The sequence below is a fragment of the Acetobacter pasteurianus subsp. pasteurianus LMG 1262 = NBRC 106471 genome (assembly GCF_000285275.1).
Lineage (GTDB): Bacteria > Pseudomonadota > Alphaproteobacteria > Acetobacterales > Acetobacteraceae > Acetobacter > Acetobacter pasteurianus.
This window is the reverse complement of sequence record NZ_CADO01000006.1, coordinates 89,642-107,189: the sequence shown is the minus strand read 5'-3', so window position 1 is coordinate 107,189 and position 17,548 is coordinate 89,642. Positions and strand designations below refer to the sequence as shown.

Below are 17,548 nucleotides of genomic sequence, written 5' to 3'. Positions count from 1 at the left end.
AGCCGTGCAGTTCGCCTCAATCATCATCCTGCTTAACTGACGACACGCTGTAAAGCTTGAGGAAATTTTTTAGCAGGCATATGGATAGATGAGTTCTTAATTATTTTCAGATTAATACACCTAGATCTTTACGATGAGATTACGCTGATATAGCCTGAAACTTTCTTTATTTTTAGGTTTTAATATGGCAAATTATATTTATATTGATAATTTTTCAACGACACCGTTGTCGCCATATGCGTTGTCGCAAATGAAGGACGCGTTCTCTTTAACGGGAAATGCGGCATCTCCACATATCGCGGGTGCCCAAGCTTTATTCCGTATCAATGAGGCGCGGGAAAATATCTCGAATTTAATCGGTGCGCTTTCTTCTGAAATTTTTTTTACATCAGGTGCGACAGAAGCAAATAATCTCGCATTGCGAGGTATTGGGCAGTGGGGAATATTGAACGCAAAAGAACGTAATCGTATAATTATCAGTGATATTGAACATAAATCTGTTATTGAAACTGCGCTTTCTTTGACTGATATAGGTTTTGATGTAGTAAAAGCGCCAGTTCTACATGACGGCACGATTGATCTTGTTCAACTTAATGAGCTCATTAATGATCAGACATTACTCGTTTCGCTCATGTACGTTAACAATGAAACTGGAGTTATCCAACCTGTCTGGGATGCGGTGAGGATGACACACCAGCATGGTGCACTCTTCCATTGTGATGCTGCTCAGGCACTTGGAAAATTGTCGATTGACGTGCTTGAGCTCGAGGTCGATTATTTAAGTTTATCGGCGCATAAATGTTACGGACCAATGGGGATCGGGGCATTATATATTGCAGCTGATGCACCTAAGCCGTTAGCTCAGAATGTTGGCGGCGGACAGGAGCGCGGCCTGCGATCTGGTACTGAACCTGTGCCCCTTATTGTTGGATTTGGGGCGGCGGCGCAAGAAGCTGCCGGGAAATTGGTAGATGATGCTGTGCATAGCGCGCGTTTATCGGCGCATTTCCTCGCTAAGCTTGATGCAGCTCAAGTTGAATATAGGCGTATTTCAGGGGATGCTCCTACAATACCGGGGGGATTTGCATTGATCTTTCCCAATATATCTGCAGATGAAATTATCAGTAAGGTATCAAAAACGCTATGCATTTCTTCCGGATCTGCATGTAATAAAGGCGCAGTAGTGCCATCTTATGTTTTTAAATCAATGGGATTTTCAGATGAAGAAGCACGTAGTATTGTGCGGTTCAGTTTTTCAAGATTTAATACTTTAGAAGAGGCTGAACAGGCGTCTTTGATCCTTATAGAAGCCATTTCGGCGCTTAGATCGTGACTGGACGCCTTTACCAGTAAGCGTTAATCTGTGTTGCATGAAGCATGCGTTTAATAATCCTGAGGTGCGTGGTCAGTTTGCCGGACACGAGACCTTTCCTTTACGCTTGTTGTGGCTAAAGAAGGTTTACGATGCAGTCGCACCTTCTGCGCCGGCAGGAATATTTACGGAACAATCGGCTATTGCACGTTTTGGTGTCGGTCGTAATATGGCAGTTTCCATGAGATATTGGGGGCTGGCAACAGGATTTATATCCGAAGCGGAACGCATGCTTGCTCCCACTCCTCTTGGCGAGGCTATTTTAGCGGACGATGGTTTCGATCCATTTTTGGAGCATGCGGCAACGATCTGGCTGGCTCATTGGGGTATTGCTAGTACTCCGCAGTGGACTAGTACGGCCTACTTTGCTTTCAATATTCTGAATTCCATAGAATTTGATCCTGCCATGCTGGGACAGGATATTATGGAACTAGTGCGTGAACGCGGCTGGCGCGTATCCGCCAATACACTCAAACGCGATATCGAAGTGTTTTTGCGCAGTTATGTGCGCCGTGACGGAATGGCTAGTGACGACGCAGCAGAACCCTTGTTGGCGGAGCTGCATTTGGTGCGAGAGGCTCGTCTAGGCGGATGGTATGAATTTGTGCGTGGTCCGAAATCCGATCTGCCTAATGGCATTTTTGCTTATGCCCTGAACGAATATTGGGAACGTATGGGGGCAGCAACAATAGTTACGGTTGAACAGGCCTGTTATGCCCCTGGTTCGCCTGGGCGTGTTTTTAAGCTTGATGAGGGTAGTGTTGTTACTCGGCTCATGCAAATGGAAGGTCTTACAAAAGGTTGCTGGCGCTGGACAGATACGGCGGGGTTGCGACAGTTGCAGAAAATCCGGGCTGTTGACCCTATGGCCCTGCTTGATGCGGGGTATGGCACGCATCAAGCAATAAAAGGGGTGGAGGCATGAGTCTATTGAAGAAACAGGTTACGATTCATCGTCGTTTTGCCCGTTCCGCTCGGATTGATACAGACCTACATGAGACGGATTCTCTCAAGGGTTACGTCTTACAGGCAGGGGTCGCCTATGCTCTGGCTACCATGGCACGTAGTCAGGCTGAAACTACGCAGGGTGCATTTACCTGGACCGGCCCATATGGTGGTGGCAAATCTAGTGCAGCTTTACTTGTTGCTAGCCTAATTAGTGGCAATGCCAAGAATCGAAAACAAGCGAGTCAGATTGTTGGGAAGGAATTACAAGATTTATATGATCTGGCGTTCCCTACCATTAAAGGTCCATGGTCCGTTATTGCCGTTACAGGCAACCGAACTGGATTACGTGAAGCAATTATCGATGCAGCTGCATCGACACTGAACTGGAACCAGTCCACTCGTAAGCGTGCACGCCAGAGTGATGATGAGCTGCTTGCATGTCTTATGAGCTCGGCGGAGGAAGAACAGAGCGGCATTGTCCTGATACTGGATGAATTAGGCAAACTTCTGGAACATGAAGCTGCTTCGGGTGGAGATATTCATCTGCTACAAGATCTGGCGGAATGCTGTGCGCGCAGTAAAGGCCGTCTGGTAGTTATCGGGATTTTGCATCAGGCATTTGAACAATATGCCGCGCGCATGTCGCGTGATGGACGACAGGAATGGGCAAAAGTTCAGGGTCGTTTCCAGGATATTCCTTTTCTTGCGGGTGCGGATGAGACGGTCACCCTGCTTGGGCAAGCTATCAATTGTGAACATCGTCCCCGTTCGGCAAGTCAACAAGCTAATGTTGTTGCGGCTGCTGTTGCAAAACGTAAGCCTACGGACAAAGTTGTGCTGGCACGTGCGCTGGCTCGTACATGGCCACTTAATCCAGTAACATCACTTTTACTTGGCCCCATATCGCGTCAACGTTTTGCACAGAATGAACGTTCGGTTTTTGGATTTTTGAGTTCAGCTGAGCCCGGCGGTTTCCAGGAGTTTCTTAGGCACTCTAAAGGTGACCAGACCTATGGACCGGATAGATTATGGGATTACTTAGTTGCTAATTTTGGTATGGCATTGGTGGCAGATAATGACGGAGGTCGCTTCAGTCTGGCGTTTGAGGCGATTGAACGTGCAGGAGTAAAGGGAGACGACTTACATGTACGTCTGACAAAAATAGCTGCAATTATCGAATTTTTTCGCAATACCTCTGGTTTAGCCATAACAGATGATTTCTTGATCGCGGCTATTCCTGAAGAAAGTTCCAAGGCAATCACCAACGCTATTGCTGATTTGGTTGATTGGGCGGTTCTGATCCATCAACCTCGTCTAGGCAGTTACGCGCTATTCGCTGGCAGCGATTTTGATCTGGAAGATGCGATTAGCCGGGCGTTTAATACGCTTTCTTCTGATGAATTAACGATTTTACCTCAACGTGTTGGATTAGGGTTTGTCACGGCAAAGCGACATTATTTTCGCACAGGTACGCTGCGCACATTCGAAATACTTCTGCAGGCAATTGGTGCGGAAGATGATGTGAACAACATAGTTTCACGTTTGACATCATATAAGACAAAGGGTGCGGGCCTATTAGTACTGACTATCAGCGATGGTACAATCACTTCTGAAGAACTAGACGTTTATTGTCAGCAGATTGCGCGGATTCTGAAAGATACAGATGTCGTTGCTGCAATTGGCGCCGTAAAAGATAGCTTTACACTTCGTAACGACGCTATGGAAATGTTCGCCATCGAGCGAATATTGCGTGAATATCCACAACTCGAAGGAGACCGGATCGCTCGTCGTGAGCTTGCTGCTCGACAGGCCAGAAATATTAATGCTGTCTATCACGAACTCCGGACGGCGCTTGACAATGCTTGTTGGTGGATGACTGCAGTTCCCCTATCATCAATCACAGCGTCGTCTCCGACCGTTATCGCTAGCACGCTGTCGGATACTGCTTATCCTTATGCACCTATCCTGAAAAGTGAACTACTTCAGCGTGAACGTCCATCTTCGAGTGCGATGGCCGCAATGCGCGAGTTATGTTACGCCATGGTTCGTAATGGATCGCAGGAAAATTTGGGGTTTATCGATTATCCAGCAGAGATGGGGCTATATATTACCATTTTGGCGACAGCGGGCCTGCATGGTGCCAATGATGATGGTACATTTGGTTTTCATCCTCCTGATGTAAAAACTGAAGTCGGTTGTAGCCTAATGGCAAGTTGGGCGGTATTAGGGGATATTAGCGAAGCACAATTGGCCGACATCTATACCTGCTGGGCTAGGCCGCCCTTCGGGATCAAAGGCGGAATTATGCCAGTACTGGCATTAGCCATTATTCTGGCACAGCGCGGTCATTTTGCAGTTTATTTGGATGGGGTATTTCAGACTGCCCTTGATGATATTTTTGTTGATAAACTTCTTAAGCATCCGGCGAAAATCCGTATTAAACGGGTTACGCGTGACGTGCAGCAAAAAGCTTTTCTACTGGAACTTGGGCATCAATTCGGCGTGGAAAGTGAGATTACATCGCTTTCAGTTGCGCAAGCCATTTTTCAGCGTTTTGAAGCCTTGCCACCTTATGCGCAGCGCACGAACCACCTGAGTGATCAAGCTCGCGTTATCAGAAACATTGTACTGAAAGCAAATGATCCAGAAGCGCTATTGTTTGAGCAACTGCCTGCGGCATTGAATGGTAACCTCGATGTGCGAGCGATTGCCGATGCGGTTACAGAAGTCGAAAATACTTATCCAGCATTGCTAGAAACTCTCCGTCTTGCACTGGCGCAGGGGCTGGCCGTTGATTCAGATACATTTCACGGTTTACAGGAACGGACAGCCACAATTACGGGCCTGACGAATGATTTTTCCTTTGAAGGGTTTGCCATGCGTGCGGCTGCTTTTGACGGAGGGGCCGGTGATATTGAAGGGGTGGCGAGTGTTTTGTTGCATAAACCATCCCGGAACTGGTCCGATAGAGATCAGGAACAGGCATTAGTGCAGATGGCGCGATATGGTCAGTATTTTCGTGAACTAGAGGCCCTGGCAACAGTAAGGAACAGGCAATCGAATACCGAAGCTCTTGCCTTGGTTGTTGGTGTTGACCCCAATACACCGCCGATGCGCGCATCCTTTACATTGACTGACACGGAAAAACAGGCAGCAAGCGCATTAGCGGATCGGCTCCGCGAAACTTTAGGCTCTAATATAGGACATGAACGTGTGCGTTTGGCAGCTTTAGCGCGTGTCGTTGCGGGGCTGATTGATATGCATGAAGATGAGGTGCCCTGATGACTGAACGACACATCCTGGGACTGTCGGGAGGACGAGACAGTGCAGCGCTGGCCATCTATATGCGCGCGAACCATCCTAATCTTCCAATCGAGTATTTTTTTACTGATACAGGTAAGGAATTGCCCGAGGTCTATACATTTTTGGACCGACTAGAAGGTTTTTTAGGTAAGCCGATTTTGCGTCTTAATCCAGACCGCGGTTTCGATTTTTGGCTGGAAGAATATGGAAATTTTCTGCCTTCGCCGCGAACGCGTTGGTGTACGCGACAGCTTAAGCTACGACCACTTGAACAGTGGATACGTCCCGCATTGAAGGAAGGAACGATCATTCATTCCTATGTTGCAATTCGTGCTGATGAACCGACGCGGGAAGGGTACCAAGCAACGCATCAGAATATGCGCGTTCATTTACCCTTGCGGGATGCTGGAATTGATCGGGCAGGGGTAATTGATATATTACAACAGGCGGATGTGGGAGAGCCAGGTTATTATGAATGGCGGTCACGTTCGGGATGTACATTTTGCTTTTTTCAACAAAAGATAGAATGGGTGCGTCTTGCCGAACGTCATCCCGCAGCATTTGAAGAAGCTATCCGTTATGAAAAAACCGCATTAGAGGATGGTAGCCCCTTTACCTGGAGCCAAGGTGAAAGCCTGACGGAACTTATCCAGCCAGAACGTGTGGCTGCAATCAAAGCAGATTATGCCAAACGGATGGAACGTCTAAGACAGCGTAGGCGACGCAATCCACTTTCTGCGCGTACACTAGATGAATCGGTTGATGATGTTTATGGCATAGAAGAAGCAGAAGGTGGCTGTGTTATCTGTCATAAATAAATTATCTTTTTGGAATAAGATGCCCGATTTTCTAACGTAAAATCGGGCATCTATTATGTTTATTCTGCTGTGCTGATAGCTTGGGCAGCGGCTTCCATATCTTGATCTGAGAGAAAAGGTGCTTGAGCATAAATAATGCATGGTTCACCGCTTAAGCGTGCGGCAAGGTGTCCATGACCCAGTAATTGTTCTGCCCCTTTTATTCCCAATGCGATTTCGGACGTTCCAGCACTAGCCACCTTCAGGATGAGGCGGTTGCCGAGATTATCGCGTAACTGCACCGGCATGACATCTTTATCGGGGCGTTGCGCCGCAAAAATTAGATGAATACCTGCTGCGCGAGCTTTAACACCAAGCCGCGAAACACTTGTGGTCACGGCAGTCTTATATTCATCTATTAACATCCACTCAGCAAATTCATCATGCACCAAAAAAATACAGGGCAGTCGTTCCGCGACAGGAGCCTTGACGTTAAATGTCTGGATGTCACGAGCACGATGAGTCTGGAATAGTTTATAGCGCCGTTCCATTTCCGCAATCAGCTCTTCCATGACTTTAATGGCCTCTGTCTGATCCGTTACAATACCTCCTTGAAGATGAGGCAGTTGCGTAATGGCTGCATAATCTACCCCATTTTTGGGGTCGATCAGATAAATATGAGCTAGGTTACTTGTGTTTGTTGCAGCAATATCCAGAAGCAATGTCTGAATCAGCACAGACTTGCCTGATCCCGTGGCGCCCGCAATAAGGGTATGCGGGTCATGGCGTTGTTCGCCAGCAAATGCGCTGCCAAGGTTGAGGTACAGGATATCTCCATCTAGTTCTTTTAAACCAAGAACAAACGACGTATTCATGCCTGTTTCATTTCGGTTCAATTGCCGTCTGGCCCATATATCCCACAATGATACGATCTGTCGTTCTGGCCGCGCGACGCTAACTACAATTTCTCCTGGCATTGGGGAAACCGCTATAAGACGTAATCCGTGTGTGGTCAGCAGAGCAGACTGTTTAGCTTCAATATCACTGACATGAAGCCGGTCACTGCCACGAAAGCGGATGAGTGCAGCGTTGGGTGTCAGGCGCGTGCCAATAATATTAGCCTGTAGATTATATCCTAGTAATGCGGTGCGTAGTTGTTGCGCAGTTGTTTCTAGCCACAACTGTTCTTCTGCCGAATTGCTATGCATGTGTTCGGTATGAGAACAGATGAGAACATTCAGCGCATTATCTGCTGTAGGAGTAGTAGTCGTTAATATCTGTTCAATATGCTGCGTTGCCGGTACCACAGATGTTGCTGCTTCATGCAATAAGGAATGTGCATCATCTTTCCGCAGCAATGCATCAAGTGTAGGTATCGGTTCAACGGTAGAAGAGGCTTTAGTCGGCATGTCGGATGTATCAACCGTCTTCATTGTCGGAGCGGTTAGGTCTTCAAGGCCGACCGTACTTATCCATTCAACTCGACTGGCAGGTTTATGATAAACCGTCTTTTCCCATACATGATGTTCCCCCAGTGTTTTTCTAACCGTGCTTAAAGGGGTCCCGGCTTCATAAGCTGTGATAAGTTGGCGCAGCCCGCTTCGTGTAAAGGTTTCCTGCAAGCTGTCTGGGATTTCGAGAATGAGTTCCTGGTTTCCAGGTGACTGGTCATTGGAGGGATCAGTAGACGTGAAAACATGTGAATATCCCCGTAGGTCAATAGCAATCTGACCTTGCCGGATACTATTGCGTACATTTTCCAGAAGATTGGTGTGACCTAAGGTTGTATCGCCATCCAATAGCATATCCGCAATCCGTGATAACCACAGGTCTCGATCAAGTCGTCCAGGAGCGCCGAATAGCGCGTCCTTTATCCGGATAACAGTTTGACGTAACTGCTGACGGGATTTACGGGTTGCATCTGCAACACCAGATACATCAACATACTTGGCTTCGGTTACAATTGCACGCAGTTTAGGTGTTTCGTCAATATTGTTCTGTACTACGCTGAGAGCTAGGATGTCAGCAATCCCTTCTTCACGTTGCCCTAGCCATGTTGCATAATCATCCAGCAGGAACCAGGCTGTAGCGGGCGCATTATGCAATTCTTCTGCAACCAGTGCACGGCTTAGAACCAGTCCGATCAACTCTCCGGCTGAAATGCCGCGTTTGGCTGCACGTAGACTGATATCGCCCGAAATTGTATTGGCGTCATCGATCATACGTTTTGCCAGCGCGGACAAGCGTTCATCATCAAGACCCAGAGACAGTTCACTTAGACGACGCTTAACCAGGACATGAAGAGTACGCAGTTCAGAAGTTGATGAGATGACCATATTGCGGCCATTCGTATGCTGGCGGCGATAGCGGATGACTTTAATGCCCATGGCCTCAAGTTGCCGTTTGTCCAACAGGTCATCATAGGTCGCAACCCATTCAGCCAGTTTATGCACTTCATCAAACATCGTTTTCAGTCCGCTGTTCTGAAAGGATATCTGACGTGCAGGCAGATAATGTTCTTCTGCGCTATGTGTCTGCTGGCGAATGATCTGTGCTGCTGCGTCAATGTAAGCCCAGCATGCATCAGGTTGACGCGGACAAGTTAAATAACTACTTGCCTGCAGTTCGTCTTCCGCAGTGACGCGTCGATAGGACCATCGTGCAGGTACATGATCTAGCAGGGTCGGATTATCTGCCATAGCTGGCACACGGAACCATTGTTCGCGTGCCTGGTGGGAAACAACATCATGCAAAAATGCAATATCGACTTCACGCGCGGTTCCCGCAGGGATTGTGGATTCACCTTCCAACATCATGCTGATACGTAGTTTAGACATAAAGTTGCGCGATGTTTCACTAATAACGACCGCATCTCCATCGTTGCCGGAACGTTCGAGGAGATCAGAATAAACGTCAGACAAAGCATCACGTGAACGATGACAAACTAGAATATTACACTGAACCTCTTCTTGTTCGTCTTGTACTGAATTTAAGGCATTGACGGTCGCTAATGGGAGACCAGCTGTGTCGCAATTATATAGCATGATACTGAGATTGGAACATTCATGCGGTTGCAACTCAAGGTATCTATCTAGAAGGCCGCGGATCTGACGTGCGGCTTCGGTCGGATCAACATCTGTTGTAGTGTCAAGTGGAGTAAGCACAGGACGTTCAAACAGGCTGTATTCGTTTAATGTTCCAGTTTCAGTTAAAAGGACGGGTTCATCTTTATTGTAGCCAACTGCGATTTCGGGATAAAGCGGATGAGCTAGTTCATCGCGCAAATCAGAGAAAAATAGTCGCGAGTCACCAAAGTTTATGTCTACATCAGACAGAAGATAATTGGTTAGACCTGCTAAGGAACGCATCTTGGCGGCCGATGCAGCAAGCCGTAGTGGCTGCCATGGCGCTACAATAGCGGATGGAGCTCCACCTGATATACTTACAATCCCTAGTTCAAGTAGGGGAAACCACAGATCGCGGCGGTTGATATCGCCTGTTGCATGCTGACTCATTACCTTAAGCAATCGACCATAGGCTTCAGCCTGCTTGATTATTTTAGGTGATGCATATCCAGTTTTTTGCCATGCTTGTAGAGCTTGCGTATAAAGATTTGAAAATTCGCCCCACGTTTCTGTAATCGCCCTGTAGTTTGCTTGGGTAAGGCGTCCCGTATCTATACTTTTCTTGAGATTTTTTTTGAACTGGGCTTCAATGTTGCTGCTGTTACTGACACGGGAAACTAATGTACCCGAATTTTGTCCAAAAGCTGGCTGAAGTGTACCGACATCTGCCAATGAAACGGATTGAAGTGCCCCTTTGCGGCTGACGGGCAGGCGAGCCACTTTGCAACGTACGAAGGGCCGTTCAATCAGGCGTGATATATCTTCTGGTAATTCGGAGCCAATAGCATTAGGTTGCCCGATCCAGATCAGCTGAACAGTTTCCTGTTCTGATCCAGCAGATAAAGTAACATCGAATTTGATCTGTAAGGCAGCTCTAGCAGTAGAAACATTCGTACGATATTTTTTTGATTTCTTTGCTTTTTCAAGAAGTTTTTCATATTCAAAAATATAATCTATACTTTTATCCCATATGACATTTGGTCCCATTAACGCGGGTAGTCCACGATAACGCTGAGCAAAGGCTAGGCCAATATCGGCATTCAGTGACAACCATTTTGAAGGAGTCCTGTTTATTGGTTTGATTGTAAGCTTACGCGGACCAATTGTTAGATTAACCTGTCCGAATAGACGTTCGATCGCGGATAGCAATCCTTCGAGGAAATCAGTGCAATCAATAGGGCGCCCAAAAATAAAGCGTTCCCACTGAACCCGCAGTTTTTTATCCTGACTTAGATTATCACGATGGGATTCAAAAAAATCACGATCTTCATCTTGCGCTTCTCGGGGCTTACGCCTTTCCAATGTCTGTAAATAGTCGATATCGGATTCAGTAAGTTGTCCGGGTAATGTAAATTCAAAGAAGTTTAAGGTGTCTTGAGCTAAAGTCTGTTTCTGGCGCCGGATGTTTGAGAATAACTGTAATACACCATCTTTTTCCCACTCAAATTGCGATAGTGCGGATGCGGCCTCATTCCATCCTGATGGCGCGTTTATGAAGGCTTCAATCGTTGGGTAAACGGCGGAATCTATATCATCTTTTACAGATTCAAAATGCGTTTGTAATTCCGCACTTTCAATTATTTGTCGATTGGGGCGATATTTATGCAATAACGGCTTACGCTCGGTAATAAGCTTTTCAAACAATTTGCGCCAGCGCGATGCATGACCCATATCCTTTTCACGGACACAGCAAAAATATCCGCTATCGCGGGGCAAATGCAGCGCTGGTAACGCCCATCCTAATGCAAGAGGCACAGGAACGGATTTCTCTGCGATCAATGTACGGGTCAGAGCTACATAATTCGCAATCTGATATAATGTCCATCCATCAGCCTCATTTAAACCTTTCAAAGCAGCGTTCCATGCCTTGAGTTGGTTTTCTGGTAGGCCAAGACCTGCTGATGCGGCTTCAACCCACGGGGCAGATGTTTGCGTTAACTGCTTTGCCCCAATCAAGGTTACATCACTGAGAGATGCGCCCTGATCCTCATCGGTATTAGCCAGAAGTAACGCAGGCCGGTCACATTCGGCATGGCGAACGGCTACAGTACGCTCATCAGTTACGACACTTTCAGGTAACCCATGGCCCGCTACCAGTGAACGTGGCAACGCAATTTTTAGCTGATTTGCTGTATGAGGATCCTTTAACAGTGCGCGAGCGATTGCCACCACCTGTTCACCCGTTAACCGGTCGAGCAGATATCGCGCAACTCCATCGCCTTTGATCAGTTTGTTGAGGTGCATGCGTAAGAAAGCGGCACCTGCGGCGCCGATCAAATCAGTAGGGGTCACGCGTCTTGATCTCGCTGAAAAGGGTTTTCGACATAGGCGCACGAATCAGATAACCGCTTGAGCAATCCAAGACTGGCCAGCCGATCTTCCAGCCTCTGGGCATTGTTCGAGAAATCTTCCTGATCCGCATCGCCTTTTGCAATGATATCATGTGCCTGCGCATCTCCGATTACCAGGCCATAACGCATATGGAGGTAAGCGAGAAATTCTCTGAACTCCATACGTTTTTTTACACAACAGACCACGAGTGTCTTAAGTAGACGATCATTTGGTGCATAGCGTGTACGGCGGCTTGAACGACGTGATGACAGACCAATAGCTCGGGACCATGCAGCATGAATTTTACCCACATGCTGCCGGTGTCGGATGATTGCACGTTCTTCCAGTTGTAAAACTAGTCTATGGGGAGAAGTTATATGATCTTCTTCATTATCTTCCGCCCAATCAAAGGTTTTATGCAGAAGATCTGCAACGCTTAGTCTAGGGTCTGGTGCCGCCATGGCTGTTACCCAGGCGGGTGTATGTGTAATTTGATTGATAAAATGACGAATAGCTTGTTGCGGCAACAGATTATTATGTTGATAGGAATCTCCTGATAGGTCGCGGATAACAGTTTTTCTTGGGGACACGATTTCGCATATCAAACGAACCCGATCGACGCCCAGAACTTCCTGTGCGCGATACAGTAGATAGAGCAGAAGATTAAGACCCGTCATCGTGACTAGATGTGGGATCTTGTCATATGTCGGTACAGGACAAGAAAGAATAGAAATCCAGTCTTCAGCTATTTTATCAAAAACTGGATGAGATGAGCAAGGTAGAAACGCGCCACCATGTTCAGAATTTGCGTATTGTGTCTCTCCTTGCAGGGCATGGGCCATGCTGTCATAAGGTGAAGATGCTTGTATAAAGTGTTCGTCTAATAATGTACGCAGTTTATCTACTTGTCGACTTCGGCAGAGCATAAGATAAAGAATTTCGCCTGTACGGGCAAAGAACCGACGATCATTGGTTAGTGTACCATTCTGTTTGATATTCAGATCTTCATACAATGCATGCGGACCAAAAGGGAAAACGAATTTTGAACTCCATCGTTTATTGCTTGTGCCTTCGATTGCTGATTTTTGCAAAAAATTTATGACTGAAGCGAAATCCTTGAAACTATCAAAATTCTGGCGAAGATAAGAAAAGTCCGGTTTCGTTAGGCCGCCTGCTGTTTCGTTCATACATACAAGCCAATCGTTCCAGGCAGTTTCATCTCCTGTTTTTTGTGCAAGTTTAGTGACGATATAAGGGTTATTAAAAACCAGATTACGTAAACGTAGTTGGATCTGTGGTTTATAGGAAAGGGTATTAAACCCGTTTTCAGACAACAACCGGCCAGCGTTATTTTCTGCTAGCAATACATTGAGGAATTCAAGAACAATAAGCCAGGGAGATTGCTCGTCATGCAAACGGTGTCCCCATATCGCTTCATCAACCCAGAAAGCGGGGCCATTACGTTCCTGTATATGGTGGGGGCGGTCTAGAATTTCCATTGTCACACCCGCACCACAACACGGCGTTCAACCGCTAGTCCGTCGTTATTGAGATCTATAAAACGCAAGACTAGTTCTCCATCTATCATCTGGTCCTCTCCATCAATCTCCCGCCGTTTTTGTGTTTCGCCTAAAAGGCGAGCCTTGAACGCCAGAAAATCCTCGTGGCATTCAAGTGAAAAACTGCTGGGAAGTGCACCTTCAGAAACGCGGCCAAGGAATTCAAATCGTGTTGGAGTTAGCTCAAGAGTAATAGGAGGGATCTGGTCGCCATACATAAGGCGGACAACTATATTAACACCATGAGTTTCATCTGCGCCGAGACTTACGCTTTCTCCTCCATGACGGGGAACGGAGATCAGTTCATCAAGCAATGGACTGCGGGTGGACTGTGAGTAACTACCAGATGAAGCAAGGACAAGTTTATCGTGATTTTGTACGAGCATGCCGGTAAAAATACGATTGAGACCACGCACAATCATATTTAACGCTCGGCGAGGGACAGCTTGCCCCTGTATGATCTTTTCTACAACATCTAGATAAATACCCGCATAATGAAAAACTGTCAGATGCCATAGACTGTATTTTTTCTCCATGTCGTTTGGCATGGTAAAGAACAAGCGCTGCCGTTGTGCACGTAGTTCCGACAGGAAATTATTCTGATTTGTGTTGCTGGTTCCTTCTAGGTAAGCATGCTGAGCAGAAACATAGGCTGGGGTCGCACCATAGATTTTGTCAGATAATAGAAGGGTTTCGTAATCCGTGTGATAACCTGGGTCATCGGCACCATAGACAAGAAGATTATCTACCTGATTACTTGTTTCAAATCCAATTCCAAAAGCATTGAGTTTTCTGAAGAGTTCCGTTTTTTCCACTTTCCTGCGACTTAAATTATCACCAAAAATATTGCGATATATACTAGCTAGATAGGTTTTATAATTTTTCTGTATATCTGGAACATCATCGCAGGTCATAAGGCGATCACGAACATCTGGATGTCCGAGAATGCTGTTGGCGACTAGCGCTAATAGCTGGCGTACGGGAAAATGATTGCTATTGTATTCACTTAGTTCAATGAGAGCGGTTAAGCGGCTACGAAAAGGATGTTCCGGTCCATTGGCCATGAGTCTTCGCCGGTTTTCCAATATAGGGCAGGGATCAGTATCATTATTGGCGCTACAATCTTTGCAACCTTGCCATCCATCATGATGTGTAATTGTATCAATAATTTGATTTAGTAGCTTTGCAGCAGGTGAACGTCCAAGATCAGTCAGCTTTACATGCACATCGCGGTTTGGGTTAATACCTGTGACGAGCATTTCTTCAATTGCTTTACTGACCTCTATGACTTCTTCTGTCTGCTTAGCCGACTTTAGTTTTTCTAATAATTGTCCGTGATTCGCGGCAAGTAGATAATTAGTTGTTGCGGATGGGTTCATTACATCGTGGGCGAAGCGCGCAATTAAAGAAGCACTTTCCTCTTGCTGTAGTTCACTAAGATCTTTGACGATCACTAAAGATCGAACACCAATCGGCAATGTCTGAATCTTGCCCCCTTTATCCCATAATGCGGGATCACCACCAAGAGACATCCAAACTTCGCGACAGTGATAGGTTTTACCATCTCCTGCTGTTCCTGTGACAATTTGTGATATGGGGGCAGGGCTTTTGAAATTATCGACTAATTTATCAATGAGCGGTGCAGGAAGTTTAATAGGCGTAATTGCGTGGCGTTTCAGTGCGCGCTGGATGGATTCGTCATACATGTTGTCATTTGTGGGAATAGGACCGTAATTCCGTAGGAAGCGTATCCATGCTGCTGTAGACGAATTAATTGTCAATTTATTATCCTTCCTTTCATCTCGATAAAGTTTCATAATAAGTATCTTGTCAATACATCATCTGATACATAGTGTAAAATTGACCTTCTGCTACCAATATTAATTCATTTTATTTTTTTATTTACATAAATAATTCGAAAATTTTATAAAATTTTGATTTTCGTTAGGAGGTTGTTGTTAAATTTATGTTTTTTTGGATATTGTAAGAAAATAGAGTGTTTTTTTAAGATGAGGAATTTATACATCTTCTTTTTATAATATTTATTTATAAAATTTAAATAAATTAGGAGAATATATTTTTCATGTTTCAATTTATTTCATCGGTAAGCAATTCTTCATCATGTAGAGGGGGCATGCCTGGTAATGCCGAGCGATCATCGGCTACGAGGGGAGAGTATCCGTAGCATCATGATTTCATTCCAATAGATGAGGAGAATGGGATTATAGCTCGCGCCGCTGAGACCATTTGCGACAAAGTATATCCGTAATAGCCTCATGGAGCACTGCCGGGCTTTTTCACGGAGGTGTGTATCACTCCTGTGTTTGCTGTGTGATTGGAATAGTCGATAATGTTTCTGAATAATCTCTAAATTGCTCTAGATCTTCTTGGTTTATTCCGGAGCGGCAGAGGTGGACTGTTCCGCTTGCTATCCCCCTGATGGTTCCTCTGTGGTGGTGTTTGGCTTCTTTTCTGTGTAACGACATTTTCTATGTGTTGATCGTAGTTGAGTTTAGTGTCGATATAGGTGGCCCGGCATATCTCTTCTACTTCTAAGCCGCGTGCCACTTAGCTTTTGTGTTGGTAAAGGTGAGCATCTTAGGGCGCAGGCGGGACTGAGCTGTTGTTCCAAGTGCTACAGCAGGTCCAGGCTTGCCGGATTGGTTGGGAAATGGAGCCTAGTATAAGCCTCAAGGAAATCTTAATGGGATAGTTATCATTGTAGATTTTATATAGTATTTTTACAAATAAAAAATTATTTGACTTTTCATAAATGATGGTTGAGTTATTCAATTTTTACTTATATTGTTATAAATACATCAAAGGTTTTCAAGAAGGATTTCGGGGAAATAGAAAGGAGAGTGAGCTTTGGTGCTTAAAATAAGTATAACCTGACTGGAAGTTTGCGAATTAATTTATATTTCTGACTAGATAGACACATCTCTTATTTGCGCTGTTTAGCAAGAGTAGTTACAAACCTAGGGGCTGAGCGAGGCAGGTTATGTAAAGCTACATTTAACGCAATATTGGCGTCCCGTACGGGATTCGAACCCGTGTTGCCGCCGTGAAAGGGCGGTGTCCTAGGCCTCTAGACGAACGGGACAAGAGGCTGTGTTGAGGCGCTTTGTAGAGATAATGCTGGGGGGCGTCAAGGCTGGAAATGGACTTTTGTGGAGGTTTTTGAAAAAATAATTTCCAGAATATGCCAACTGATTGTTCTGGTTAAAATGGCATGATGAATCCTGATTAAGGCCAGCAAACGCACATGCCAATCAAGCATTTCATAAAAGGCCTAACGGTTTGTTACTTTGTCTGCGCAGTTACGGTAGCAGCATCTGCGCAAAGCAGCTTGCATAATATTGCAGTCTGTCAGCTTACGGCTGGGCATCCTGTATTTTGCAGTAAGCCTTTTACGGGAAAGGCCGTAATGCCGTTACCATTGGGAAGCGATGCATATTATACATGTTCAATTACAGCAGGAAATATCACATTCTGCGCTGCACCTTATACAGGTAGGACGGTCATTCAGCAGCTCAATGGTGTGTATGCATCATGTTTGATTGAGCTTGGACAGGTAAAGTTTTGTAATCTTCCTTATACCGGCCGCGCTGTTATTCCCGCATGGTAGGGAAGGTTTTACAGGCCAAGTTCTAACAATTTTTTCTGCAGAGAAAGGGGCAAGCCTGTTGGTTGCGTTTCGGTTCCCTGTAAATCAGTGGGTGCATCTTGGCTTTGTAGGTACCGCCATCCTTGAAATGGCCGCATGGCGCGGGGTTCTACGGGAATAATCTTGGGGGAAAGCAAGATAAGTGTGCCCTGTGTACCATCAGCCCGTGTTGTGGTTTGAATATCCAGAATAGGTTGTCGGCACAAAATAAGCCCGTTGATAACGCGATAAAGCGAACCACCATCCAGAAGGGCATCTTTCTGCTTGGGAAAAGAACGCGTATGCACCACAGGTAGGGGCGTATCATAATCAGGGTGGCTGCGCGTATTGAATGGCTGTTTTAACCGTTCACTCAGATCTTCGAGTGATTCAACGCCGACAGCCAGCTTGATCAGATTAAGCATTTTTTCAATGTAGTGTGCTCCTTACGCCAGACAAGGCTCTAT

General features: G+C 45.8%; 8 protein-coding genes and 1 tRNA gene. 4 read left to right on the top strand and 5 right to left on the bottom strand.

All coding sequences use genetic code 11. The features are described 5' to 3' along the window. Positions 1-184 precede the first annotated feature (184 nt). The 4 genes from APA10_RS02565 to APA10_RS02550 are packed head-to-tail and all read left to right on the top strand — an operon-like array spanning position 185 to position 6,441. Positions 185-1,333 carry a cysteine desulfurase family protein gene (locus tag APA10_RS02565; RefSeq protein ID WP_003630702.1) on the top strand — a complete coding sequence of 383 codons (1,149 nt, stop codon included), beginning with the start codon at positions 185-187 and terminating at the stop codon, positions 1,331-1,333. Positions 1,334-1,370: 37 nt separating this feature from the next. Next, a complete protein-coding gene (locus tag APA10_RS02560) occupies positions 1,371-2,297 on the top strand; it encodes a DUF4007 family protein (RefSeq protein WP_003630701.1) in 927 nt (308 codons plus the stop codon). Continuing rightward, positions 2,294-5,602, top strand: coding sequence for a hypothetical protein (locus tag APA10_RS02555; RefSeq protein ID WP_003630700.1), 3,309 nt, complete (start codon positions 2,294-2,296; stop codon positions 5,600-5,602). Before APA10_RS02560 ends, APA10_RS02555 begins: the two co-directional genes overlap by 4 nt. Beyond that, complete coding sequence (locus tag APA10_RS02550) at positions 5,602-6,441, top strand: phosphoadenosine phosphosulfate reductase family protein (RefSeq protein WP_035366325.1); 840 nt, start codon at positions 5,602-5,604, stop codon at positions 6,439-6,441. The genes APA10_RS02555 and APA10_RS02550 overlap by 1 nt, the downstream gene beginning before the upstream one ends. 59 nt (positions 6,442-6,500) lie before the next feature. Here the strand turns inward: APA10_RS02550 and APA10_RS02545 are convergent, their stop codons facing one another. From APA10_RS02545 to APA10_RS02520, 5 genes are all read right to left on the bottom strand, one after another. Continuing rightward, a complete protein-coding gene (locus APA10_RS02545; protein ID WP_035366322.1) occupies positions 6,501-11,837 on the bottom strand; it encodes an FtsK/SpoIIIE domain-containing protein in 5,337 nt (1,778 codons plus the stop codon). Further along, positions 11,834-13,375, bottom strand: a complete 1,542-nt coding sequence (locus APA10_RS02540; protein ID WP_003630697.1) for a hypothetical protein — start codon at positions 13,373-13,375, stop codon at positions 11,834-11,836. Before APA10_RS02540 ends, APA10_RS02545 begins: the two co-directional genes overlap by 4 nt. A gap of 2 nt (positions 13,376-13,377) precedes the next feature. Continuing rightward, entirely contained in the window at positions 13,378-15,252 is a 1,875-nt protein-coding gene (locus APA10_RS02535; protein ID WP_003630695.1) for a hypothetical protein, read from the bottom strand. 1,210 nt (positions 15,253-16,462) lie between these two features. After that, positions 16,463-16,538 (bottom strand) — tRNA-Glu (locus APA10_RS02530). 533 nt (positions 16,539-17,071) lie between these two features. Further along, positions 17,072-17,506 carry a DUF1489 family protein gene (locus APA10_RS02520; RefSeq protein WP_003629311.1) on the bottom strand — a complete coding sequence of 145 codons (435 nt, stop codon included), beginning with the start codon at positions 17,504-17,506 and terminating at the stop codon, positions 17,072-17,074. Positions 17,507-17,548: the final 42 nt, after the last annotated feature.